This window comes from Pseudomonas sp. NS1(2017) (assembly GCF_002269425.1).
In the GTDB taxonomy this organism is placed as follows: domain Bacteria; phylum Pseudomonadota; class Gammaproteobacteria; order Pseudomonadales; family Pseudomonadaceae; genus Aquipseudomonas; species Aquipseudomonas reactans.
Genome location: NZ_CP022960.1, coordinates 4,415,440 through 4,439,736, shown reverse-complemented (window position 1 = coordinate 4,439,736; position 24,297 = coordinate 4,415,440). Strand labels below are relative to the sequence as shown.

General features: G+C 59.4%; 17 protein-coding genes. 12 read left to right on the top strand and 5 right to left on the bottom strand.

Annotated features, from left to right (window positions below):
* Nucleotides 1-253 precede the first annotated feature (253 nt).
* The 10 genes from CI807_RS20845 (at nucleotide 254) to CI807_RS20800 (ending at nucleotide 12,613) form a co-directional block, all read left to right on the top strand.
* Nucleotides 254-1,405, top strand: a complete 1,152-nt coding sequence (locus CI807_RS20845) for an LLM class flavin-dependent oxidoreductase (RefSeq protein ID WP_095016014.1) — start codon at nucleotides 254-256, stop codon at nucleotides 1,403-1,405.
* Between the two features lie 19 nt (nucleotides 1,406-1,424).
* The gene (locus CI807_RS20840; protein ID WP_095016013.1) at nucleotides 1,425-2,474 is read left to right on the top strand and encodes an ABC transporter substrate-binding protein; all 1,050 of its coding nucleotides are present in this window, start codon (nucleotides 1,425-1,427) and stop codon (nucleotides 2,472-2,474) included.
* A 35-nt stretch (nucleotides 2,475-2,509) separates the two neighbouring features.
* Nucleotides 2,510-3,568 carry an ABC transporter substrate-binding protein gene (locus CI807_RS20835; RefSeq protein WP_028615986.1) on the top strand — a complete coding sequence of 353 codons (1,059 nt, stop codon included), beginning with the start codon at nucleotides 2,510-2,512 and terminating at the stop codon, nucleotides 3,566-3,568.
* Between the two features lie 322 nt (nucleotides 3,569-3,890).
* On the top strand, nucleotides 3,891-6,131 hold the full coding sequence (locus CI807_RS20830; RefSeq protein ID WP_095016012.1) for a TonB-dependent receptor: 2,241 nt from the start codon (nucleotides 3,891-3,893) through the stop codon (nucleotides 6,129-6,131).
* 84 nt (nucleotides 6,132-6,215) lie between these two features.
* Nucleotides 6,216-8,681 (top strand): TonB-dependent siderophore receptor, encoded by a 2,466-nt coding sequence (locus tag CI807_RS20825; RefSeq protein ID WP_095016011.1) that lies wholly within the window; start codon nucleotides 6,216-6,218, stop codon nucleotides 8,679-8,681.
* A 204-nt stretch (nucleotides 8,682-8,885) separates the two neighbouring features.
* A complete protein-coding gene (locus tag CI807_RS20820; protein ID WP_095016010.1) occupies nucleotides 8,886-9,638 on the top strand; it encodes an ABC transporter permease in 753 nt (250 codons plus the stop codon).
* A 10-nt stretch (nucleotides 9,639-9,648) separates the two neighbouring features.
* Complete coding sequence (locus CI807_RS20815) at nucleotides 9,649-10,410, top strand: ABC transporter permease (RefSeq protein WP_095016009.1); 762 nt, start codon at nucleotides 9,649-9,651, stop codon at nucleotides 10,408-10,410.
* A gap of 11 nt (nucleotides 10,411-10,421) precedes the next feature.
* On the top strand, nucleotides 10,422-11,201 hold the full coding sequence (locus CI807_RS20810; RefSeq protein WP_095016008.1) for an ABC transporter ATP-binding protein: 780 nt from the start codon (nucleotides 10,422-10,424) through the stop codon (nucleotides 11,199-11,201).
* A gap of 69 nt (nucleotides 11,202-11,270) precedes the next feature.
* Entirely contained in the window at nucleotides 11,271-12,236 is a 966-nt protein-coding gene (locus CI807_RS20805) for a threo-3-hydroxy-L-aspartate ammonia-lyase (RefSeq protein ID WP_095016007.1), read from the top strand.
* Entirely contained in the window at nucleotides 12,233-12,613 is a 381-nt protein-coding gene (locus tag CI807_RS20800) for a RidA family protein (protein ID WP_095016006.1), read from the top strand. The genes CI807_RS20805 and CI807_RS20800 overlap by 4 nt, the downstream gene beginning before the upstream one ends.
* Here the strand turns inward: CI807_RS20800 and CI807_RS20795 are convergent.
* Nucleotides 12,601-13,227, bottom strand: coding sequence for a transcriptional regulator (locus tag CI807_RS20795; RefSeq protein ID WP_095016005.1), 627 nt, complete (start codon nucleotides 13,225-13,227; stop codon nucleotides 12,601-12,603). The genes CI807_RS20800 and CI807_RS20795 overlap by 13 nt on opposite strands.
* Nucleotides 13,228-13,748: 521 nt before the next feature.
* Between CI807_RS20795 and CI807_RS20790 the strand changes: the two genes are divergently transcribed.
* Both CI807_RS20790 and CI807_RS20785 read left to right on the top strand, forming a co-directional pair.
* Nucleotides 13,749-15,656, top strand: a complete 1,908-nt coding sequence (locus tag CI807_RS20790; protein ID WP_095016004.1) for a M10 family metallopeptidase C-terminal domain-containing protein — start codon at nucleotides 13,749-13,751, stop codon at nucleotides 15,654-15,656.
* Between the two features lie 44 nt (nucleotides 15,657-15,700).
* Nucleotides 15,701-18,211: a M10 family metallopeptidase C-terminal domain-containing protein gene (locus CI807_RS20785; protein ID WP_256578559.1), complete on the top strand. Its 2,511-nt coding sequence runs from the start codon at nucleotides 15,701-15,703 to the stop codon at nucleotides 18,209-18,211.
* A gap of 124 nt (nucleotides 18,212-18,335) precedes the next feature.
* On the opposite strand, the gene CI807_RS20780 is transcribed toward CI807_RS20785, so the two are convergent.
* The 4 genes from CI807_RS20780 to aldA all read right to left on the bottom strand — a co-directional run bounded on the left by CI807_RS20780 (nucleotide 18,336) and on the right by aldA (nucleotide 24,008).
* Nucleotides 18,336-19,955 carry a GMC family oxidoreductase gene (locus CI807_RS20780; protein ID WP_095016002.1) on the bottom strand — a complete coding sequence of 540 codons (1,620 nt, stop codon included), beginning with the start codon at nucleotides 19,953-19,955 and terminating at the stop codon, nucleotides 18,336-18,338.
* Nucleotides 19,956-19,980: 25 nt separating this feature from the next.
* A complete protein-coding gene (locus CI807_RS20775; RefSeq protein WP_061436746.1) occupies nucleotides 19,981-21,198 on the bottom strand; it encodes a mandelate racemase/muconate lactonizing enzyme family protein in 1,218 nt (405 codons plus the stop codon).
* Nucleotide 21,199: 1 nt separating this feature from the next.
* The gene (locus tag CI807_RS20770) at nucleotides 21,200-22,507 is read right to left on the bottom strand and encodes a nitrate/nitrite transporter (protein WP_095017590.1); all 1,308 of its coding nucleotides are present in this window, start codon (nucleotides 22,505-22,507) and stop codon (nucleotides 21,200-21,202) included.
* 76 nt (nucleotides 22,508-22,583) lie between these two features.
* Nucleotides 22,584-24,008 carry an aldehyde dehydrogenase gene (gene aldA, locus CI807_RS20765; protein ID WP_095016001.1) on the bottom strand — a complete coding sequence of 475 codons (1,425 nt, stop codon included), beginning with the start codon at nucleotides 24,006-24,008 and terminating at the stop codon, nucleotides 22,584-22,586.
* Nucleotides 24,009-24,297 lie beyond the last annotated feature (289 nt).

The window sequence follows — 24,297 nt, the reverse complement described above, 5'->3', positions numbered from 1 at the left end:
TTCAAAAGTGAGCCGCCGTAAGGGCGGAACCAATATCAGCCATCACCGCAGCAACGGATATGCCCCCCACCCCACCCCACCTGCTGCCCCCCAAACACCCACTGCTGCAAGACTGCTGCCACAGCAGCACCCCCCCGAAAAAACACACCCTAGCCCCCCCGAAACCATTACCCCCAACCCCCATGGCATGCCCGTTGCACACATCCCCACCATCAGGTCCAAGCACCCCGCACGACTCAAATCAGGAGCACCCATGAGCACTGAATTTTTCTGGCGCCTGCCACTGGGCACCGACGGCCCGCAACTCACCACCGACAAGCACAACCGCGGCAATCCCAATTATCATCCCGGCCATATCGCCCCAGGCCGCCTGCCCAACGGCGAACCCGACGACTTCACCTACATCGACTACATCGCCCAAGTCGCCAAGGCCGCCGAACTCGCCGGCTTCGAAGGCGCCCTGTTGCCCACCGGCCCCGAGCCCTGGATCGCCGCCGCCGCACTGGCCCGTGAAACCCGGCGCATCAAGTTCCTGATCGCCTTCCAGGCCACCTGGACCCTGCCCGCCTACGCCGCCCAGCAGGCCGCGATCCTGCAGAACCTCAGTCGCGGCCGCCTGGAATGGAACATCATCACCGGCGGCAACCCCGCCAGCCAACGCGCCAACGGCGACTTCCTCGAACACGACCTGCGCTACAAGCGCACCGGCGAGTTCCTCGACATCATCCAGGGCCTCTGGGAAAACGAAAAATTTTCCTACGACGGCGATATCTACCAACTGGAAAACGGCGCCCTGCCGGCCGGCCTGCATAACGAGCGCAAGCCTGGGGTGTATTTCTCCGGGTTCTCCGACGCAGCCCTGGATGTGGCCGCCAAGCATGCCGACGTATACCTCAACTGGGCCGAGCCGATCGACAAGCTCAAGCCACATATCGACCGGGTGCGTGAGTTGGCCGACAAACAGGACCGTACCGTGCGTTTCGGTTTGCGAGTGGACCTGTTCGCCCGCGAGACCGAAGAGCTGGCCTGGAAAGACCTGCGCCGTCAGTTCGACAAGCTCGAAGGCAAGACCAGTGCGGTCGCCAAGGGTTTTACCAGCGGTTCGGATTCGGTGGGCGCCGCGCGGCAAACCGCCTACCACCAAAACGTCGATCGCTTTGAAGACCTGATCATCGGCCCCAACCTGTGGGCCGGTTTTGCCAAGGCCAAGCCGGGGCCGACCGTCGGCCTGGTGGGCAGCCACGAAAACATCGCCGAGCGCCTGGTGGAATACCGCGACGCCGGCTTCTCGACCTTTATCCTCGCCGGTAACCCGCACCTGGAAGAAGCCCTGCGCATCGGCCAGGAAGTCTTGCCCCTGGTGCACCAACGCCCGGCAATCCAACCCTTGAAAGCCAGCGCCTGACTGCTGGGGAGACTCCTTGATGACACAACCTCTCGACACCCTCTGGTACACCCGTTGTCCCGTCCCCACCGGCCTGGGCATTGCAGTGCAAAAAGGCTGGCTGCAAGACACGGTCGGTGCCCTCGGCACTGAGGTGCAGTCCTTGCGCGAATCGAATGACAAGGCAGTGCGCGAGTCGCACTTCGACCACACCCTGCAAAACTCTGTACGCCACGGCGGCAATATCCCGGCCATCTGGGCGCGTGCCCAAGGCCGCGAAACCCGCGTGATCGGTTTGTCCTGGGCGGATGAAGTGCAGCTGATCCTGACTCGCTCGGACAGCGGCATCAAGACCGTCAAGAACCTCAAGGGCCGCACCTTTGGCCTGCCGGACTGGGCCGGCGCGCAGATTGATTTCACCCGTGCCCAAGCCCTGCGCGGGCTGGAAAACGCGTTGTCGCTGGAAGGCCTCAAGGTCTGCGATGTGAAGCTCGTCAACTTCAGCTATGGCGGCACCTTCAGCGACAGTGCTGTGCAAAATGTGGCAGGCACGCCCGTGACGACTCAGGCCAGCCAGCGCAACCTGGAGCTGATCGGACTGCTGCGAGGCGAAGTCGATGCGATCTTCCTCAAGGGCGCCAGCGCCGCACAGCACGCCCATGATTTCGGCCTGCACACGGTGATCGACACCGGTTCCCATCCCGACCCACTGATCCGTAGCAACAACGGCACGCCGCGCACCCTGGCGGTGGACCTGAACCTGCTCGACCAGCATTTCGACGTGGCCACCGGCATTCTCGATTCGGTGCTGCGTGCCGAACAATGGGCTCACACTCATCCCGAAGACACCCGCCGTTACCTGGCCCGTGAAACCAACAGCAGCGAGTACTGGGTCACGGCCGCCTACGGCGACGACGCGCACCTGCGCCTGCGTACTGAACTGGATGAGCAAGCCATCGCCGCCCTGCAGGACTTCACCCGCTTCCTGCACCGCTGGCGCTTTATTGCGCAAAGCTTTGATGTGCGTGAATGGATCGATGCACGGCCGTTGAATGCGTTGCTCAATGGCAACACCGCGCTGGCAGGCTGAGCCGCCAGGCTTCATGGAGTTGAACGAAGAATTTTATGAGCAAACCACTCGATACTCTCTGGTACACCCACAGCCCCGTCCCCACCGGGCTGGGCATTGCGGTGCAGTCCGGGCGACTGGCCGAAGCCTTCCTGCCCTACGGCACCAACATCCAATCGCTGCGCGAATCCACTGAGCGCGAAGTACGCGAAGCCCACTATGACCACCACCTGCAGAATTCGGTACGCCACGGCGGTAACATCCCGGCGATCTGGGCCTACGCCAGTGGCGTGCAAACCCGTGTGCTGGGCTTGTCGTGGAGTGATGAAGTGCAATTGATCCTGACCACCGCCGAGAGCGGCGTGAAGAGCGTTCGCGACCTGAAAAACCGGCGTTTCGGCCTGCCAAAATGGGCCAACGTGCAGATCGATTTCACCCGCGCCCAGGCCCTGCGCGGCCTGGAAAACGCGCTCAAGCTCGAAGGCCTGAACGTGTCGGACGTGGAATTGGTGGACTACCCTTACGGCGGCACCTACAGCGATAACCAGACCTCGTATGTCTACGGCCCGGAAGTCAGCCTGGGCGTCAGCCGCTTCAGCCGCCGCAACAACGAACTGATCGGCCTGCTGCGCGGCGATATCGACGCGATCTTCCTCAAGGGCGCCCACGCCGTGCATCTGGCCAATGAGTTCGGGCTGCATGTAGTGGTCGACACGGGTTCCCATCCGGACCCGCTGATCCGCTCCAACAACGGCACGCCACGTACGCTCACGGTGGATACGCACTTGCTGACGGAGCATTTCGACGCCAGTGTGAAGATCGTCGACACGGTGCTGCGCACTGAGCAATGGGCCTGGGCCAACCCGGAGGAAACCCGGCGTTTTCTCGCCAAGGAACTCAATACCAGTGAGTACTGGGTCACGGCGGCGTATGGCGAGGATGCCCACCGGCGCTTGCGCACAACGCTCGACTCGCGCTCGATCGAGGCGCTGCAGGATTTCACCGATTTCCTGTTTCGCTGGAACTTCATTCCAAAGCGCTTTGATGTGCGCGACTGGATCGATTTCAGCGTGTTGGAAAAAGTCATCGGTTCCACCTCCCGCGTCGCCGTCTAATCCTGGCGGCACACATCACCCTTGTAGGAGCCCGGCTTGCCGGCGATGGCGATCTCGACGACGCCATCGCCCGCAAGCCGGGCGTCTACAATGCTGGCTAGGCAACACCTTCATTGCTGCTCCAGCAGCACCCTCCAAGCACTTTCTGCTGATTGTTCCACAGGCCTTTTCCAAGGCTCGCATTTGCCTGCAAAACCTCACCTCCCAATATTTTTTAAGTGCTTATATTCAATAACTTATACACATGTATCCACCCTGAAATCCTCTTGGCACGATCTCTGCTCTACCCCCTCCAATGACACATTTTCCGGGGGAGACTGCCATGCATAAAATCAATCCAATCACCAAGGGCCTGTGGCTCGCTTTGCTGGTTGCCGGTGGCGCTCATGCCGCCGAAGACGACACCAGCAAAACCGAGCCATCACTCAAGACCGTCACCGTCACCGCACAACACCGCGAGCAAACCCTGCAAGAGGTTCCGGTGGCGGTGTCGGCGGTCCAGGGCACCAACATCGTCGCCGACGGCGTACGCAACATGGGCGACATCACCACCTTCATTCCCAACGCGTCGGCCAAAAACCCGGACGGTGACGGTCGCCCGCGCTGGTACATCCGTGGCCTGGGCACCGGCGATACCGGGGCGGCCACCGTGTACCCGGTGGGCATCTACGCCGATGATGTGTACCTGAACGCACCGATTGCCGGCGGCAGTCCGCTGTGGGACCTGGAGCGTATAGAAATCCTGCGCGGGCCGCAGGGCACGCTGTATGGCAAGAACACCACGGCCGGCGCGGTGAATATCATTTCCAAGAAGCCGACCTTCGACACCGACGGTTTCGGCACGATCGGCTTTGGCAGCAAGAACGAACGCATCCTCAGCGGCGCGTTGGGCGGTGCGCTGGTCGATGAAAAACTCGCCGCGCGGATCTCGCTGTACTCCGAAGAGCGCGACGGATTCCAGAAGAACCTGGTGGACGATCACACCTACGGCGACGTCAACAAAAAGGCCGTGCGCCTGCAATTCTTCGCCCAGCTCAACGACGACCTGGATGCGCTGTGGAAGATCCACAGCCGCGAATTCAAGGGCGACGGTGCCAACGGTGCGTTGACCCTGGGGCGTTATTACAACGTGGGCTACCAGCGCCCGCTGGGGCGCAATATCGCGCTGAACGTGAAGGACGATTCCAAGCTGGACCACGACGGCACGTCGCTGACGCTCAATTGGCACCTGGGCGACTACACGCTGACGTCGATCAGCGCCTATGACTACATTCGCGGCCAGTCCAGCAGCGATGGCGACTACACGCCCTATGAAGTCAACGGCACCTCCACCGCCGACAACAAATACACCCAGTACTCCCAGGAAATCCGCCTGGCCTCGCCCCAACAGGAAACCCTGCGTTGGCTGGCGGGTGCGCACTATTTCCATGAGGACCTGGACAGCACGGCCGGGCGCTTCATCCAGCCAGGACCGACACCGAACGGTACCGGCTCGAACCAGATCAACGGCGCCACGGATTTGCGAGACCTGAGCTACGACCACAAGACCGACAGTTACGCGCTGTTTGGCAACCTGACCTACGACTTCACCGACAATTTCAGCGTCACCGGTGGCCTGCGCTGGACCCAGGAAAAGAAAGACATCGACCTCAGCCTCACCCAGCTCACCCGCGCCACTGCCAACGGCCCGCTGATTCCGCTGGCCGCCGCCGGCAGCAACGGCAATCGCCAGGAAAACAAGACCTGGGAAGCCTGGACCTACGACCTGACGCCGGAATACCGCATCAACGACAACGTGCGCGTGTTCTTCCGCTACGCCCACGGCTTCCGGTCCGGCGGGTTCAACACCGGCTTGTCCACTAGCCTCTCGCAACTGACCACGGTGGACCCGGAACAACTCGATGCCTATGAGTTCGGCGTCAAGTCGGAGTGGTTCAACCACCGCCTGATGGCTAACGCGAACATCTTCTATTACGACTACTCGGACATTCAGGTGAACCTGCTGACGGTCAACAACGGCGTGCTGACCACGGCGTTGACCAACGGCGCCAAGGGCAAGGTCAAAGGTGCTGAGCTGGAGCTGGAAGGTCAACCCACGGACTACCTGCACCTGCGCGCGGCCATCTCATTCCTCGACACCGAATACACCGACTTCAAGAACACCAACCCCACCACCGGTGCAGTTACCGGTGACTACAGCGGCAACAGCTTCGTGCGTTCGCCGCGCAACGTGGTGTCCCTGGGTGGCGACTACACCATCCCGTTGGAAATCGGCGGCAAGCTGGTGGCCGGTGCGGACGTTAGCTTTCGCGACAAGGAATACTTCCTTGCCGACCGCCAGAGCAGCGCCGACAAAGACCTCAGCCAACCGCACTACACCTTGGCCAACAGTCGCCTGACCTGGTACAGCCCGGACGAAAAACTCAGCGTTACCGGTTTCGTCAATAACCTCACCGACCGCCGTTACCAAGTCCATGGCCGGCCGAACGGTGGCCTGGGCCAATACGTGATCACCTATGGCGACCCGCGCACCGTGGGCCTGAGCGTGACCAGCCGCTTCTAACCTCCAATTCCCACCATCACCCACTGTAGGCGTCCGGCTTGCCGGGCACCTACACGTTTGGTGGTTTTCTGAAAGGACCTAATTATGTTCCAACGCACTCCGTTGGCCGGCGCCATTGCGCTGGTCATGGGCAGCCTTGCCGTGCCTGTCTTGGCGGCAGACGACAGCCAGCCCACGGCAAAAAACGATCACCTGGACACCGTGGTGGTACTCGGCACCCGCCGCAGCGACTTGACCGCCCTGCAAAGCGCGGCGCCGGTAGATGTACTGTCTGGCGAGCAATTGCAACAGACCGGGGCCACCGACCTGTCCGGCGCCCTCACCGCCCTGTCGCCCTCGTTCAATTTCCCGCAGTCGCCTCAGGGGGCATTCTCCGGATCCATCGCCCAGGGCGCCTCACTGCGCGGGCTGGCCTCGGACCAGGTGCTGGTGCTGGTCAACGGCAAACGCCGACACAGCAGCGCCAACATCACCCGCCAGAGCCTGGTAAATGGCCGTGGCGCGGCGGCAGTGGATTTGAGCCTGATCCCGCTCAGTGCGATCCAGCGCGTGGAGATCCTGCGTGACGGCGCTGCCGCGCAATACGGCTCCGACGCCATCGCGGGGGTGATCAACATCGTACTCAAGGAAAACGACGACGGCGGCAACCTCGGCTACCGCTTCGGCGGCTATGACAAAGGTGACGGCATTCAGCGCAAACTCAGCGGCTGGAAAGGTTTCGCCCTGCCCAACGACGGTTTCCTCACCCTGAGTTTCGATGCCGGCAGCCAGGACCCGGCCAGCGACACCAACCCAGACAACCGGATCTTTTACCCCGGCGACACCAGCGTGAACACGCCGCGCGAGCAGAACAACCGCTACCGCACCTGGCGCTGGGGCTCGGGCAATGTCTCGGACCAATACAACGTCGTGGCCAACAGCGAAATCGGCATTGGCGAGGGACTGACGGCCTACGGGTTTGCCACCTACGCCCACAAGAATACCGACGCCGAAGGCTTCTTCGACCCGCCCACGACCCTGCGCAACAACTACGGCAGCAATGCGTTGGCGCGCTACCCGGACGGTCGCTTGCCGATCACCCGCTATGGGCTTGAGGACTACGCCGTGACCGGCGGTTTGCGCTTCGAGAATGATCAACTGGGCAAATTCGACCTGGCGTTGAACCATGGCAACAACACCCTCAAGTCCAACGACCGCAACGCGATCAACCCCAGCTACGGCGCCAGCAGCCCGTCGAGTATCTACACCGGCAAGCGCGAAAACGACCAGACCAACCTGACCCTGGACTGGGTGCGCGACTTTCCCACCGACCTGTTGTTCAAGCCGCTGACGCTTTCCGCCGGGCTGGCCTGGCGCAAGGAGAACTATCAGTTGAGCGCGGGCGAAGCCGCCGGCTGGCAGAACGGACCGCTGTTCAACACGGTCGACCCGATCACCGGGCGACGCGTTCCCGGTTATTACTCGGGCATCACCCAAGTGGATGCGGCGTCCCTGGACCGCAAAGTGCTGGGTGCGTATATCGACGTCGAAGGCCAGATCACCGAGAAGTTCCAGGCCGGGGTGGCGGTGCGCACTGAGCATTACTCGGACTTTGGCGACACCACCAACGGCAAGCTCTCGCTGCGCTATGACTTCACCCCGCAGATCGCCGCGCGGGCCACCGCCAGCACGGGCTATCGCGCGCCGTCACTGGTGCAGAGCGGCATGTCGTCGTTCAGTGTGCAGGTGGTGGAACAGCCGCCGGGCAGTGGCAATTACGTCGAAGTGCAACAGCGCACGTTGCGCGCCAACAGCCCGGAAGCCCAGGCACTCGGCGGCCAGGCGCTCAAGCCGGAAGAGTCGACCAACTACTCCCTCGGCCTGGTCTGGCGCCCCCTGGAACACGCCTCGGTGACGGTGGACGCCTATCGCATCAACATCGACAACCGCATCACCCTCTCCGACCAGTTGCCCGCCAGCGTGGTCACGCCGATCTTCGCCGGCACGCCCTACGCCAATATCCAGAGCGCGGCGTTCTACACCAACGTCGCCGACACCCGCACCGATGGGATCGAGCTGACCGGCAACTACCAATGGGACTTGCAACGCTGGGGCCGCTTGAACCTAAGCAGCGGGTTTGCCAAGAACAATACGACCATCACCGGCCTGCGCGATGTGGGCAACATCAAGGGCTCGCAGATCGTCGGGCGCAATACCCAGGGCCTGATTGAAGACGGCACGCCGGACTCCAAGCTGACCCTGAGCGCCAATTGGCTGTATGACAGCTGGGGCGTCACTGTGGCCCAGCGCCGCTATGGCGAATGGAAAAGCCTCAATGCCACCAACCCCAGCCTGGACCAGACCTACAGCCCGCAATGGGTGACCGACCTGGACGTGTCGTACACCTTCTACAAAGGCGTGAAAGTCTCAGTGGGCGCGATCAACCTGTTCGACACCCACCCGGACAAGGCCGATGGCGCGCAACTGTATGGCGTGCCGAAGTACTCGATCACCAGCCCGGAGGGTGCCCAGGGCGCGTTCTACTACACCAGTGTGAGCTACGACTTCTGAGGGGATTGCTGAATGGGTGCTGCTGTAGCAGCACCCATTCACCATTTCTGCGATTCGCCCCTGTAGGAGCCCGGCTTGCCGACGATGGCGTCCTCTGTTTATGCACCCGTCTCAAGGGCCTCATCGCCGGCAAGCCGGGCTCCTACGGTTTGTGGCACATGTCTTGCGATAGCTGCCAGGTACTTAGCCCAATTAAGACCTGCCATGCGCCTCCTTCGACTACTCTCCTGGCTTATCTCGCCCCTCGCCCTGCTCGCCACCTGGGCGCTGGTGGCCCATCTCGGCATCTTCCCGCGCAACCTGCTGGTGCCTCCGGCCCAGGTGTTGCAAACCTTTGAAGAGCTGCTCGCCAGTGGTGAACTACTCGAACACCTGGGCAACAGCCTGTCGCGCCTCGGTCTCGGCTTTGGCATCGGCTCCCTGTGCGGCCTGGCTTTCGGCGTGCTGATGGCCACGTCGAAGAACGTAGAAGTGTACTGCGGGCCGCTGTTCCACACCTTGCGCCAGATCCCCAGCATCGCCTTGATCCCGATGTTCGTGCTGCTGTTCGGTATCGATGAAACCTTCAAGATCATCATTGTCGCCAAGACCGCCTTTTTCCCCGTGGCCCTGGCGGCCGGCGAAGGCGTGCGTGGCATTCCGCGCAGTTACTTCGAGGTGGCCGACGTGTACCGCCTACGGTGGCCGACCTTTGTGCGCCTGGTCGCCTTGCCTGCGGCGGCGCCGCCGATCATCACCGGCTTTCGCATCAGCCTGACCCGCGCCTGGGTGGTGCTGGTAGCCACCGAACTGCTCGCGGCCGACAGCGGCCTCGGCCAGATGATCGAAATGGCCCGGCAGATGCTGCGTATCGATGTGGTGATGGTCGGCGTGGTGGTCACGGGGGTGATCGGTTTTGCCCTTGACTACGGCTTGCGACGTATCGAACAACACCTCTTCCGTTGGCAGACCCGCTAGGAGCCCATCCATGTTGCCTCTCTTGAAAAAATCCCGGGGTCTGTTGCTGCCGCTGCTGTTGGTGCTCGCCTGGGAGTACGCCTCACGCCAGGACGCCGCAGGGGCCTATGCGTTTGTGCCGTTGTCGGCGATTGGCACCGCGTTGCTGGAAATGCTCGGCAACGGCGAACTGCTGGTCAACCTGCTCGCCAGCCTGGCGCGCACCAGCAGCGGCCTGGTGCTGGGCATTCTGTTCGGCGTGACGCTGGGGGTGTTGATGGCGCTGTCCAGCGTGGCCAACCGCCTGATCGGCCCGCTGTTCCATTCGATTCGCCAGGTGCCGATGCTCGGCTGGATCCCACTGATTGCCATGTGGTTCGGCAATGGTGAATTTTCCAAGGTGCTGATCGTCAGCCTTGCTGCGTTTTACCCGATGGTGCTCAACACCTACCAGGGGTTTAGCCACGTGGAGCGGCGTTACCGCGAAGTCGGCCAGGTGCTGGTGCTGACGCCCGTGCAGCAATTCACCCAGGTGCTGCTGCCAGCGGCGTTGCCGAGCATCGCCACGGGTGTGCTGCATGCCCTGGCGTTTGCCTGGGTCACAGCGATCGGCAGCGAGTTGTTCCTGTCCTCAGGGGCAGGCCTGGGCAACCTGATGATGAACGCCGAAGCCGGCTCGCGCATGGAAGTGATCGTGCTGAGCGTGCTGTGCATCGGCTTGCTCGGCTACCTGATGACCCTGTTGTTCACCCGTTTGAGCCGCCACCTGCTGCGCTGGCGCAACCTCCGTTGAAAGGCCCTGCTATGAATGCAATCGCTCACCCCGCTCATGTGCACACCGGCGCCCTGCAGATCCGGGGCCTGAACAAGGCTTACCAGATTGAAGGCCGCAACCTGCCCGTTCTGCAAAATATCCAGCTGGATGTGCGCCCTGGCGAATTCGTCAGCATTGTCGGCGCCAGCGGCTGTGGCAAATCCACCCTGCTACGGTTGATCGTCGGGCTGGAAGCCGAATACAACGGTGACATCCTGCTGGACGGCCAACGCATTGCGGCTACCAGCCTGGAACGCGGCATCGTGTTCCAGGACCATCGTCTGTTCCCGTGGATGACAGTCAGCCAGAACATTGCCCTGGCCCTGAAAAACCACAAGCTGCCTCAGGCCGAGAAGGACCGCTTGGTGGCCGAACACATCGCACGGGTCAACCTCGCCGGCTTTGAAAATGCTTACCCCCACCAACTGTCCGGTGGCATGGCGCAACGCGCCGCCATTGCCCGAGCGCTGATCAACAAGCCCAAAGTGTTGCTGCTGGATGAGCCGCTGGGAGCCCTGGACGCCCTGACCCGCGTGCACCTGCAACGGGAACTGCAGCGCATCTGGGTACAGCAGCGCTGTACGGTGATCATGGTCACCCACGACATCGAGGAGGCGCTGTACCTCGGTGACCGGGTGATTGTGATGGACGCCCACCCCGGGCGGATCAAGCATGAGATCCGAGTTGAGCTGCCTCACCCTCGGGACCGCGCCTCCCCGATACTGCAAGGCTACAAGGAGCAATTGCTGGAGGAACTGGTGGGTCACTGAACCCAGGCAGACCTTTACAACTTGTCTTGATATGGATATTTTATCCAGACACGATAACGAGGTCCGCCCATGCCATCGCCCACTTACCACGACGTCATCGACGCCGCCCAACGCCTGGAAGGCATTGCCCACACCACGCCGGTATTCACCTCGCGCACCCTCGACGCGCTGACCGGCGCCCAGGTGTTCATCAAGTGTGAAAACCTGCAAAGGGCTGGCTCGTTCAAGTTTCGCGGCGCCTTCAATGCGTTGTCACGTTTCGATGATCAGCAGCGCAAGGCCGGTGTGGTGGCGTTTTCCTCCGGTAATCACGCCCAGGGCATAGCTCTGGCAGCGCAGTTGCTGGGCATACCGGCAACCATCGTGATGCCCACCGATGCGCCGGCCGCCAAGGTCGCGGCCACCCGCGAATATGGCGCCCGCGTGGTGCTGTATGACCGCTTCACCGAAGACCGCGAGCAGATCGGCCGTGACCTGGCGACTGAACACGGCCTGACCCTGATCCCGCCCTACGACCACCCGCACATCCTCGCCGGACAAGGTACAGCCGCCAAGGAGTTGCTGGAATCCACCGGCCCGCTGGATGCGTTGTTCGTCGGCCTTGGCGGTGGCGGCATGCTCTCGGGCACCGCACTGAGCACCCGCGCCCTGGCGCCTGACTGCCTGCTGTATGGCGTCGAGCCCGAAGCCGGTAATGACGGCCAGCGCTCGTTTCGCAGCGGCAGCATCGTACATATCGACACACCGACAACGATTGCCGATGGTGCGCAGACCCAGCACTTGGGCGACTACACCTTCCCGATCATCCGCGACCAGGTGAACGACATCCTCACCGTGACGGATGCCGAGCTGGTGGGGGCGATGAAGTTCTTCATGCAGCGCATGAAATTGGTGGTCGAACCTACCGGTTGCCTGGGGTTGGCGGCATTGCTCAACGAAGGTGGGCGGTTCAAGGGCCAGCGCGTGGGCATTATCGTCACCGGTGGCAACGTCGATATCCAGAAGTACGCCGCGCTGCTCAGCGAGGCGTCATGAAGATCATCCAGACGCCCAACGCAGCCAAACCCGCTGGCCATTACTCGCAAGCCATCCGCCACGGCGACACGCTGTACATCTCCGGGCAATTGCCGGTCAGCCCGGATGGGCAGCACAACCTGTCGGCGTCGTTTGTCGAACAGGCGCAGATAACCCTGAACAATCTGCTGGAGATCTTGAAAGCGGCCGGCGCGGCGCCAGAGGATCTGGTCAAGGTCACGGTGTACGTGGCCGGCATCGAACACTGGCCGGCGTTCGATAGCGTGTACGCCGCCGCGCTGGGCAACCACCGCCCTGCCCGCGCGGTGGTGCCGGTGCCCGAGTTGCATCACGGGTACCTGGTGGAGATTGAAGCCGTGGCGCGCTACTTGGCGTAGGTGTAGACCGCCGCGCGCGACACGCCCAGGTGAGACGCCACGGTTTCCATGGCCCTGCGAATATCCAGGCAGCCCGAGTCTTTGAGCTCCTGCATCAGCAAACGCCGGTCTGCCGTTTTCAGCGCACGCGGGGTGGTGGCCAGGCGGGCCGCGAACTGGTCGATACGCGCACGGATGACATCGGCGCCGGAAGGGTCCAGGGACTCGATGAGCTTGTCGCCGCTGACCGAACCGAATTGCTCCAGCATGCCTTGCAAACCACGGAACAGTGAGAGATCGACGTTCATGCACAAGGCCGCGACGTACTCGCCACCCGCGCCCTTGATGCCGATCGAGGTGCTTTTGACCTGGCGGCCGTCACTGAACTGGTTCTGGTAATTGGCGATGACTTGCGGGTAGTCCGGGTCGGCAATCCGCGCCAGGCCCAACTCGGTGGTCGGGTCTCCCGGCGCGCGTCCGGACAGGTTGTTATGGATGGCCAGGATCGAGTGCTGCGGGTCGCGCAAGTCGTGCAGCACCACTTCGCAGAACGGGCTGAAGGTCTTGCTCAAGCCTTCGGCAATCTGTTCGAGCTGGCTGATCAGGTGAGTATCGTTGGGAGAGGTGTTTTTCATGCAAGACAACATATCCAGTCTTGGACAGGGCGTCAATTTCGTTGCTGTCCCGTTGTTATGCCCCCCTTTCCGTACACCTGTCACTTGGTAATAGCCCGTGTCTAACGGGTTCATGCAATAGCATTCCGACGACCTCGTTTCCTACATAGCCGCGTGAGTAGCAAACAATTATTTTCGCAGTTACAACTGCATCAGCCCAAATAGCCTACGCGATTTATATTGTAAACATCGATACATTATTAGCGGCAATCCATACGACGCAATACACCGAAATATATGCGGCAGGTTGTTAGAAAACATTAGTTTCCACTCAAGATTAGAAACACTATAAAACACGCACCCAGATGCCTCCCTCTCTAGCCCCGTCAATCCATCTCACCATAAAACAATTCAATTAAACACAACCAGCAACAACCCAGCCATAGAAATCAATATTCTTTTTTGGCACCGTACATCCTACATGCATTGTACATCCGAACCACGCCAGCACACTCCTTCGCCACACAACACAAGGATAAAACATGACAAAGATATCTAATATATCAACAAGCACTCCCTCTCCCCATCTCGCTTATCCCTCACGCGTTTCAGAGCATGAACCCGAGGCGGAAGATGATAAACATAGCGATGCAAAAAAGTCGCTTGACACTGCCCAGGCCGGCAGGCTCATTTCCAGAAGCGGTGCTACTTGGCGCGACAACAACAGAAGCGGAAAAACAACAATATATTACGAGTTCGACCTAAATGACCCAGCCAACCAGGATGACACTTATACAAATTTCAAGAATAGTCAAAAAGAAGGGATCAGGCAGTCAATGCTCGGATGGTCAGATATTGCCAATATTACTTATAAAGAAAACCCGCCGAAAGGTGAGTGGCTAGGTGATCAAAAATTTTTCAGAGACAACCCAGATGCCGAAGGCGTGCTCGCCATACGTAAAACACCAGGTCAGGGTACAAAGGGAGTATCCGATATGGGTGGAGGAAATGTATGGTTCGAATTAAGAGACCCTAACTTAAGCTTCAGCCCAAAGTCCCTAGGCAACTACCTCGCCACTCACAAACTAGGACACCATCTAGGCTTGGATCACCCAGGCCTCTATAACGGAGTAGGACCCACTTACGAGAATGACGCTATCTACGCCGAAGACACTCAAGGTCACTCCGTCATGAGTTATTTTGACGATACAAAAAACGGTCAAAAACATCATGGCGTGCGTCCATGGACACCAATGATGGACGATATAAGTGCTGTGCAGAGACTTTACGGCGCGAACTACAACACTCGGAATACCGACACAACTTACGGTTTCAACTCTAATACAGGCCGAGAGAGTCTAACATTCGAATCTGCTGATGATCGCCCTGTGCTCTGCATCTGGGACGGCGGCGGAAACGACACCTTGGACTGCTCGGGATACAAGGAAGATCAGTACATCAATCTAAATGAACAAACTTTTTCCAATGTGGGCGGGCTGAAAGGCAATGTGTCCATTGCCAAAGGTGTCACCTTGGAAAATGCCGTTGGCGGACACGGCGATGACCATCTTATCGGGAATAATGCCGATAACCGGCTCACCGGTGGAGCGGGCTCGGACAGGCTGTCAGGCGGAAAAGGCAAAGATACGTTTGTCTACAATGCTGCATCAGACTCTACCCCAGAAAAACCGGACCTGATCACCGACTTCATCAGTGGCAACGACAGCATCGACGTGTCCACACTGCTGAAGAAAAACGACTTGCACGATCTGCATTTTGTCACTCGGTTTTCGGGAAAGGCCGGAGAAGCCATGCTCGGATTCAACGAGAAATCCAATGAGGGCACGTTGATGATAGACCTGAAAGGGTCGGGTCAAGCTGGTTTCCTAGTCAAATCCCATGGGCAAATCTACCCTTCGGACGTGTTACGCGCCCCCGCTATGCACAAAGCGGTGGATACATCCCCCGCGCGCATCAACCCCGACGGAGGGCGGACTGATGGTTATGTGCCGCCTGCGCCTGCCGTCGCCCCCCCGGTCGTCAGAGTCATCACAGGCACCCAAGAGAACGATGAGCTACGCGGTGATCATGGAGACAATCAAATAACCGGCGCAAGCGGTGCCGATATCCTGTTGGGGGGCGCGGGCAAGGACACATTCGTATATGAAGATGCCAATGACTCCACCGTTAAACGCCCGGATCAAATAGTGGATTTCAAGACAGGGGTCGATGCGATTGATGTATCCAAGGCGCTTAAAAAAGCCGGCCTTGATCAATTGAACTTCGTTAGTCAATTTACTGGCCGCCCAGGCGACACCATCATCAGCCACAATCCACTCAGCAACGAAAGCAGTATTGGCATTGACATGACCGGCAACAGGGAGGCGGATCTTTTCATCTACGCCAATGGTCAAATAAAATCCAGCGACGTATTAATCAACACTCACTAAAAACAATCATTGACACCTCATAACCTTCTTCGAAAATATCCCCCATGACAAAACCAATCAGCACTCGCTCGTCTGCACCTCAAACAAGTCCACTACCGGACATCCATACACGACCGATAGCACCGCCCGTTTACCAGAAACCCTCGCTCAACACAGAGCAAGCCGCAAATCTCCTTATCGGAAAAAAAATTCAGGACCGTCATCTCGACGGTACGACCAATATTCTTTATGAATTCTTTTCGACGTCAAAATCAGAAAATATGCATTGGCACACACCTGGAGAGTTTAACGCCAATCAAAAAAACCAAACCCGTCATGCAATTCAAGCGTGGGCAGACCTGGCAAATATTACATTTAAGGAGCTTCCGAAACCTACACCCTCAGAGCAGATTCAAGAATTAATGGGCAAGCACCAACCCAACGATCATAGAATTGTTTTTGCTCATCTCCCACCAAATCACAAAGACAACGGCTTCCATAGTTCGGACGGCGCAGGACACCACTCATCCAGTGCCATGCTCGGCATGTCTAAGACAGACGCCGATTTTGAGCATGACAGTTTTAAACGCGGCGTACTCACACGCGTAATTGGAAATGCTATTGGTTTAAAAAGCCCAGTTCACATCAGCACAAAAAAACACACTGACAACATCGGGATATTAAAAGGTGACTCAGCGTTTCACACCAAGGACAACCTCGACTACACCATAATGAGCCAGCACAAGGGTAAAAACTCCCACATCACCATGCAAGAGCGGACTTCGGATATCATTCCGAACTATCTCGAACCACGTGAAGAGAACCGCCCTTCCGCCCCCATGATGCATGACATTGCCGCCGTACAAAAAATGTATGGAGCCAATATGAGCACTCGAAATTCAGATACAACATACGGCTTCAACTCCAATAGCGGACGCGACTTTCTCAGCCTCAACACGGCAACAGACAAAGCACTCTTCTGCATCTGGGACGGTGGAGGCAATGACACACTGGACTTTTCCGGTTTCTCCCAGAACCAGAAAATCAATCTGTATGAACGCTCGTTTTCCGACGTCGGGGGAATGAAAGGTAATGTCTCTATCGCAAAGGGTGTGACCTTAGAGAACGCGGTAGGGGGTGCCGGCGACGATTTATTGATTGGCAACCACGCAGACAATCGACTCAAGGGTGGCGCGGGTGCGGATAGGCTAGAAGGTGGTAACGGCGCGGATACATTTATCTACGATAACGCTGGCGACTCTACGCCCGAACATCCCGACCTTATCACCGACTTCACCAGTGAAAGCGACAAAATTGACCTGTCCGGAGCTCTGAGAAACAGCGGTACTACAAAATTGAGCTTTGTCCCGAACTACACGGGCAAGCCGGGTGACGCTGTACTCAGTTACGACCGACGTAGCGGTCGTGGCAGCCTAGCAGTGGACTTGACGGGAAACGGCCAACCCGATCTTCTAATCAATACCGTGGGCCAGATACGGCCGGGCGATGTACTGACTTCAACGCTACCTAAATCACCAATGGCTGAAACCCTCACGCCTAAATCAAACTTGCAACCCTCAAAGAATCAGGCCACGCAGCGCGCTGCTCAAGCCATGAGAAGCACTGATGGCGAGGTAAACAAAAATGTCGCTCATTTTTCCCTTACGAGCCACACCGTCGCCCCAAGTGTTTACTCGCAAGTGCCTGATGTCAACGTCCCCACGACGATCGTTTCGGTGAGCAATGGCAATTGGAACCATTACGCCCTCATGCCAAAACAACCGAAGGACAACGACATTGTCGTCCTGAACTCAACGGCCACTTTCGCTACAAAAGTGATTCTTCCCAGCCCCTTCGGCAAGACGCACGATGAGTACATCGAAATCAAGCCCAATGAAAAACACACCTTCAAATACTCAGCGGAAAGCAAAACCTGGAGTACTCAAACGGCTGGGGATAAATCGCATTGGGCAGGCTCAAAAGTTTTTCTTGGCACAGGCGATGCCAAGGTCTCCTTCGATTGGCGTAATTGGAGGCCAGAGGCCAGGTTGCCTGCCGACGGAATTGACGGTGACATCCTCCATTTGAAGTCTGATGCAATACACCCCATCGATATCAAGACGCCCAACGTGAATGATCCAACGGTGTGGCAATTAACCAAGGGCGACGCTCTTGACTTCCAGTACAGCGCCCAGAGCGGTGAATGGAAACTGCTGCGCAAACCTGGCCAGTTTTATAGCCCCCAAACATTGGCAGACGGCGCACTCCCATCCCCGAGCACCTGGCGGACCTACGTCGAAGTATCGAATGGAGATTGGCGAGAATCGATCACCTTACCCACCAAGAACGTGCGAGAGGGCCACCAGGTGATCGTAAATACAACTGCTGATCAGAGCTTCCGGATCAAAACAGGTCAGGCTAACTACACCCTACAATCGGGAGAGACCGTGTCATTCAGGGCCGATAAAAAGGGCCAATATGTAAGGGAGGCGGAAACTTCGAACTTGTATGACAATATTTCCAGGCGAGCTCGCCTAGACTACTTCAAGAACAACGGGACGTGGCCAAAATGGTAGCTGTAACGCGGTTATTTCCCCTTGAGCATCCCGCGCTTGGCAGGTCTGACGAGTAGCGTCATGTACCATGCACCGGTGGTGCGCCCTCGGCCACGGGGGCTCACCACAACGGACACGCATACCGTCAGTAGAGGTGTGCATCCTGCAAAATCAAATCCGCGCCCTTCTCCGCCACCATCAACACCGCCGCATGGGTATTGCCCGAGGTCACGTTGGGGAAGATCGACGCATCGACAATGCGCAGCCCTTCCAGCCCATGCACCTTCAAGCGCTTGTCCACCACCGAGACCTGCGGGTCCGAGCCCATGGCGCAGGAGCCGCACAGGTGGTAGATCGAGCCGCTGTTCTCGCGGAAGTATTGCAGCATTTGCTCATCGCTCTGCACCGCAGCGCCAGGTAGCACCTCGGCCACAGTGATGCCCTTGAGCGCTGGCGCCTGCATGATCTTGCGCATCAACCGGCTGCCCTGGATCACCTCGTCGATGTCCTTCTGGGTGCTCAGGTAGTTGGGGTCGATCAAGGCCGCATCCCGTGGGTTTTTCGAGGCGATGCGGATGGTGCCACGGCTGGTTGGCCGGCACGGGTTGAAGCACAGCAGGAAGCCGGAATACGGCTCGGGCTTGAGGCTAGCCTTGTTGTTTTTCGGGATCTGGTACGACAGCGGGTTGAAGTACAGTTGCAGGTTCGGGTCCTTCTGTTCGTCATTGCCGCGAAAGAACCCCCCGGCCTGGTTGACGCTCATCGCCAGCGCGCCCTTGCGGGTCAGAAGGTATTTCAAACCCAGCTTGAGCTGGCCGACCAGCGAACTGAGTTCGTCGTTCAGCGTCGGGATATTGGCCTTGTAGTAGTAGCTGGCGCACAGGTGGTCCTGCAGGTTTTCACCCACCGCCGGCAGGTGCTTGACCAGCGGGATATTGTACTCGGCCAGCAGGTGCTGGTCGGCCACACCGGACAGTTGCAGGATCTTCGGCGTGTCCACCGCGCCGGCACACAGGATCACTTCCTTGCGCGCCGTGAAAGTGCGCGTTACGCCGTGTTGGGTGACGGCGATGCCGGTGGCGCGTTGCTGATCGTCGAATAGCACGCGGTCTACCAACGCATGCAACTCCACCGTCAGATTGGAACGGCCGAGCGCCGGGTGCAGGTGCGCAAAGCTGCTGGAGCAACGTTCACCATTGCGCGTGTTGACGTCATACAAACCGGCGCCTTCGAAGTTGGGGCCGTTGAAGTCGTCGCTATGGGCATAGCCCAATTGTTCACAGCCCTTGAGGAACACGTCGCAGATCGGGTGGGTCTGGCCCTTCATCGGCGTGATGCTGATGGGGCCGCTGCCGCCGTGGTACTCGGTGTCGCCCAGCGGGTGGTTTTCCAGTTTGCGGAAGTACGGCAGCACGTCCGCAAAACCCCAGCCGTCGTTGCCGTTGGCGGCCCAGTCATTGAAGTCGTGGGCCTGACCGCGCACGTAGATCATGGCGTTGATCGAGCCCGAGCCGCCCTGCACTTTGCCGCGCGGCGCGTAGATTTCACGCCCGGCCAACTGCTTTTGTGGCTGGCTGTAGTACATCCAGTTGAAGGTCGGGTTGTAATACATCTTGGCGAAACCGACCGGGATCTTGAACCACCAGGAACTGTCCTTGCCGCCGGCTTCCAGCAGCAACACCGAGTATTCGCCCGAGGCGGACAACCGGTTGGCGAGGATGCAGCCTGCGGCGCCAGCGCCGGCGATGATGTAGTCATATGTCATTCACGGTTACCGCATAGTCGTTTTTTTAGCCCTTGGCGGGCGAAGTGTCTTTTACGTCAGCCGGGGTCGGCGCCATTTGCAGGTGCAGGCGCTCACCGGTATAGGGCGTGTGCTTGCGCACCACGTCCATGTTCAGTTCAACCCCCAGGCCCGGTTCGGTGGACGGGATGATGTAGCCGTCCTCCCATTGCAGTGGCTTGGTCAGCACTTCGGCATGGAAACCGCCCCAGGTCATGATGCTTTCCTGGATCAGGAAGTTCGGCGTGCACGTGGCCAACTGAAAGCTCGCCGCTGCGCCAATCGGCCCGTTGTACAAATGCGGGGCGATCTGCGCGTAGTAAGCCTCGGCCATGCTCGCGATTTTTTTCGCCTCCAGCAGTCCGCCGCAACGCGCCACGTTCATCTGAAGGATCGACGCGCCGCCGGCCTGCAGCAGCTTGAAGAACTCATACTTGGTGGTCAGGCGCTCGCCGGTCGCAATCGGGATACTGGTCTTGGCCGCGACCTGGGCCATGGCGTCTTCCTGGCCCGGCGGCACCGGCTCTTCGAACCACAGCGGGTCGTATTTCTCCAGGCGCTTGGCCAGGCGGATCGCCGACGACGGCACCATCTGCCCATGGGTACCAAACAGCAGGTCGCACTTGTCGCCCACCGCTTCGCGGATCTTGCGGCAGAAGGTTTCGCAGCGTTCCAGCACCTCAAGGGAGATCTGGTGGCCCGAGTACGCGGTGTACGGGCCAGCCGGGTCGAACTTCACGGCGGTGAAGCCCTTGTTCATGTTCTCGATGGCGCATTCGGCCGCCAGGTCCGGGTCGTCGTAGTCGTACTCGCCCTGGCTATTGACCGGGTACAGGTAGGTGTAGGAACGCAGGCGCTCGTTGACCTTACCGCCGAGCAACTCGTAGACCGGCTTGTTGGCGGCCTTGCCGATGATGTCCCAGCAGGCCATCTCCAGGCCGCTGACCACGCCCATCATGGTCAGGTCGGGACGCTGGGTAAAACCGCTCGAATAGGCTTGGCGGAAGAAACGCTCGATGTGATGCGGGTCGTGGTTGAGCAGGTAGCGCTCGAATACGTCCTCGATGATCGGCAGCATGGCCTTGGGGCCGAAGGTGGCGGCGTAGATCTCGCCAACGCCTTCGATGCCGCAGTCGGTCTTGAGCTTGACGAACAGCCAGTACATGCCACCGATGTGCGGCGGTGGGACGGCAACGATATGGGTTTCAAGGGCGACGATTTTCATCTCAGGCACCTGTCTGGTTGAATTTTTTACGGTTGATTCGGGCGCGCAGGGTCAAGGCCGCAAGGGTGCCGAGCACGCCGATGAAGGCGATGTAGCCGAAATACAGGTTGTAACCGGGCTTGCCTGGATAGGTGTCGGTCAGGTAGCCGTTGATCAGCGGGATAAAGGTGTCCGGCAGGTAACCCACCACCGAGACAATGCCGATGGCCAGGCCGGTGATACGCAGCGGAATGTCGCAGCTGTCGAGGATCGCCCAGTACAGGCCACGGATTGCGTAGGTCATCAAACCAATAAAGATCACCGTACCGATCAGCAGGCCCAGGCTGTTGAACGCCGGGAACACGATCAGCCCGACCATCGCCAGGGTCACCAGCGCCAGTGCGACGATCAGCACCGAAATATTCGAGAATTTGTCCCCCAGCCAGCCGCCGCCGATGCCACCGATGGGACGCATCCACAGCTTGATGGTGGTGATGGTGCCGGCCATCACGGCGGTCATGCCGCTGCCTTGCAGGTAGTCGGAGAAGCTGTAGGTGGCCCAGAACATGTGGTAACCGCAGAACACGATGGCGGTCACCAGCCACAGCTCGGGAATTTTTACCAGGGTGGTCAGGTCGGCGATCAGGTTGAACTTGCCCTTCTCCACCGCCGCTGTCTCGGCCATGGACTTGGGGTCCTTGAGCAGCACCAGCACACAGCCGATGGCGATGCACACGAAGGAATACAGGTAGACCACGTGCTTGAAGCCCTCGGCCGCCGTCTCGCTGCGGGTTTCGGTGGCATAGGCGAACAGGCCCAGGGCCACGGTGGCCAATAGCGCCTCGACCAGCCCGCGACCGCCATCGAGGATGCCAAAGAAACGGCCTTGCTCGGTGTGGTGCGCGATCATCTTCACGCGCTTGAGCACCGAGGCCCAGAACGTCAGGCCGGTAGTCAGGCCCCAGCAACCGAAGATAATCATCAGGCCGGTCATCGACGGCACCGTCGAATACCACAGGCCCAACCCACCGGTGGCAACCAGCGAGAAGAAGATCAGGAACCGTGGCGGCAAGCGGTCGGCCAACCAGCCGCTGGGCAAGTAACTGAGCAGGAAGATCGTGCCGAGCATGGAATACAGATAGCCCAGCTCGCTGTGGTTGATGTGGAACACTTCCAGCATGGTGGTCTGGTAGACCTGGCGCAGGTAGAGGATCGGGTAGATCGCCCCGGCGGCCAGTACCAGCAACATCAATTGGAAATAGCGACTGGCAGTGTCATTTGCCGCAGGCACGGCAACGGGAACCTGGGCAACGGGTGCAGGCTTGGACATCATTCGGACCTCAGGCACCCGATGCACGGGTGCCCCGATAATTGTTTTTATTAAAGGTGCTGCGGGTGTGCGTGGATCAGTACTTCATGACCACTAGGCGGGTCTGGGTGAACTCAAGCATCCCGTGCTTACCGTCATCACCGCCCAGCCCTGAGCGTTTCCAGCCGGCGTGGAAGCCCTGGTACGGGTCCGCCGGGGTGCGATTGACGTACAACTCGCCGGCTTCGATGGCATTCGCCACCTTCATAGCCGTGCGGTAGTTCTCGGTGTAGAGCACCGACGACAGGCCGAACTGGTGGTCGTTGGCCATGGCCAGTGCTTCGTCGATGTCGCGGTACTTGATTACCGGCAACACCGGGCCGAAGATTTCTTCCTGGATGATTTCCATGTCCTGGCGGCAGCCGCTGAGCAGGGTCGGCGGGTAGAAATGCCCAGGACCTTCGGGCAGCACGCCGCCCACTTCCAGTACAGCACCGGCAGCGACGGCGCGCTCGACCATGGCGTGGATATTCTTTTGCGAGCTGGCGTTGACCAATGGCCCCATCAGGTTGGCGTCTTTGGCCCGGTCACCGAAATTCACCGCGCCGATCTTTGTTTTCAGCAGCGCGAGGAACTGATCGTAGACACGCTCATGGACGTAAACACGTTCCACCGCCGTGCACAGTTGGCCGCAATGGGTGGTCTTGGACGCAACGATGGCGCTGGCGGCCTGTTCCAGATTGGCGTCGGCCTCGATGATCGCCGGGGTCTTGCCGCCCAATTCAAGCGACGGCTTGGCGATATTGGCCTTGCAGTAATCCAGCACGATGCGCCCGGCATTCACGCTGCCAGTGAGGGTAATCAGCCCGACGGCCTTGTGGGTGCAGACGCTGGCGGCGGTGGCGTGGTCCATGGTCAGGATGTTGATCACGCCAGGCGCAATCCCGGCTTTCACGACGGCCCTGGCGATTTCAAACGCCGACAGCGGCGTGTTGTTGCTCGGCCGCACCACCACCGTATTGCCCGCGATCAGCGCCGGGGCGATCTTGCGCAACAGGGTGTAGACCGGGTAGTTGAACGGGATCAGGCAGGCCACGACGCCAATCGGCTCGCGTTGCAGGAACAGGTTTTCGTCCGGGGTATCGCTGGGGATGATCTCGCCCTCGATCCGGCGAGCCCATTCGGCGTGGTAGCGGGTGATCTGCGCGGCGTAGCGGGCTTCATTGCTGGCGTCGCTCAGGCTTTTGCCGGATTCGTTGGCCAGCGCCGTGCCGATCGCTTCGGCTTGGGCGTCCAGAGCGTCGGCAAAGGCCCGCAGGTGTTCTGCGCGCTCGATACTGGTGAGTTTGCCCCAGGCCTTTTGGGCGATGGCAGCGGCGTCGACGGCGGCGATGGCTTCGTCGGCCGTGGCGGCGCTGACGTGGCCGACGAGGGTTTCGGTGGCAGGGTTGTAGACGGCGATCAGGGCGTCGCTGGCGGGATCGACGAATTGGCCGTTGTAGAAATTGCGCTCGAGTTGCATGTGGTTTGCCCAACGTTGTTGTTTTGCGAGTGACATGCAGTTTTGTATTTGCTTGGGGGGTGTGCAAACGACTTATTGGGTGGGGTAACTTGAGTTAAATGCAGGTTAGGGGTGTTTGGGAGGGTGTGCATATCCGTTGCTGCGGTAACGGCTGAAATTGGTTCCGCCCTTACGGCGGGTCACTTTTGGAAAAGAGCCCCAAAAGTAACCAAAAGGGCTCTTGCCCCAACACTCGGTACCTCGCCTAGGCTCGGTATGCCCGTAATCCGACAGTGATTTGGGGGGCCGC

Coding starts and splice junctions, on each gene's coding strand:
- CI807_RS20785 (WP_256578559.1), top strand. CDS start 15,701: ATGACAAAACCAATCAGCACTCGCTCGTCTGCACCTCAAACAAGTCCA.
- CI807_RS20770 (WP_095017590.1), bottom strand. CDS start 22,507: ATGTCCAAGCCTGCACCCGTTGCCCAGGTTCCCGTTGCCGTGCCTGCG.
- CI807_RS20780 (WP_095016002.1), bottom strand. CDS start 19,955: ATGACATATGACTACATCATCGCCGGCGCTGGCGCCGCAGGCTGCATC.
- CI807_RS20820 (WP_095016010.1), top strand. CDS start 8,886: ATGCGCCTCCTTCGACTACTCTCCTGGCTTATCTCGCCCCTCGCCCTG.
- CI807_RS20790 (WP_095016004.1), top strand. CDS start 13,749: ATGACAAAGATATCTAATATATCAACAAGCACTCCCTCTCCCCATCTC.
- CI807_RS20795 (WP_095016005.1), bottom strand. CDS start 13,227: ATGAAAAACACCTCTCCCAACGATACTCACCTGATCAGCCAGCTCGAA.
- CI807_RS20835 (WP_028615986.1), top strand. CDS start 2,510: ATGAGCAAACCACTCGATACTCTCTGGTACACCCACAGCCCCGTCCCC.
- CI807_RS20840 (WP_095016013.1), top strand. CDS start 1,425: ATGACACAACCTCTCGACACCCTCTGGTACACCCGTTGTCCCGTCCCC.
- CI807_RS20810 (WP_095016008.1), top strand. CDS start 10,422: ATGAATGCAATCGCTCACCCCGCTCATGTGCACACCGGCGCCCTGCAG.
- CI807_RS20805 (WP_095016007.1), top strand. CDS start 11,271: ATGCCATCGCCCACTTACCACGACGTCATCGACGCCGCCCAACGCCTG.
- CI807_RS20825 (WP_095016011.1), top strand. CDS start 6,216: ATGTTCCAACGCACTCCGTTGGCCGGCGCCATTGCGCTGGTCATGGGC.
- CI807_RS20800 (WP_095016006.1), top strand. CDS start 12,233: ATGAAGATCATCCAGACGCCCAACGCAGCCAAACCCGCTGGCCATTAC.
- CI807_RS20845 (WP_095016014.1), top strand. CDS start 254: ATGAGCACTGAATTTTTCTGGCGCCTGCCACTGGGCACCGACGGCCCG.
- CI807_RS20775 (WP_061436746.1), bottom strand. CDS start 21,198: ATGAAAATCGTCGCCCTTGAAACCCATATCGTTGCCGTCCCACCGCCG.
- aldA (WP_095016001.1), bottom strand. CDS start 24,008: ATGCAACTCGAGCGCAATTTCTACAACGGCCAATTCGTCGATCCCGCC.
- CI807_RS20830 (WP_095016012.1), top strand. CDS start 3,891: ATGCATAAAATCAATCCAATCACCAAGGGCCTGTGGCTCGCTTTGCTG.
- CI807_RS20815 (WP_095016009.1), top strand. CDS start 9,649: ATGTTGCCTCTCTTGAAAAAATCCCGGGGTCTGTTGCTGCCGCTGCTG.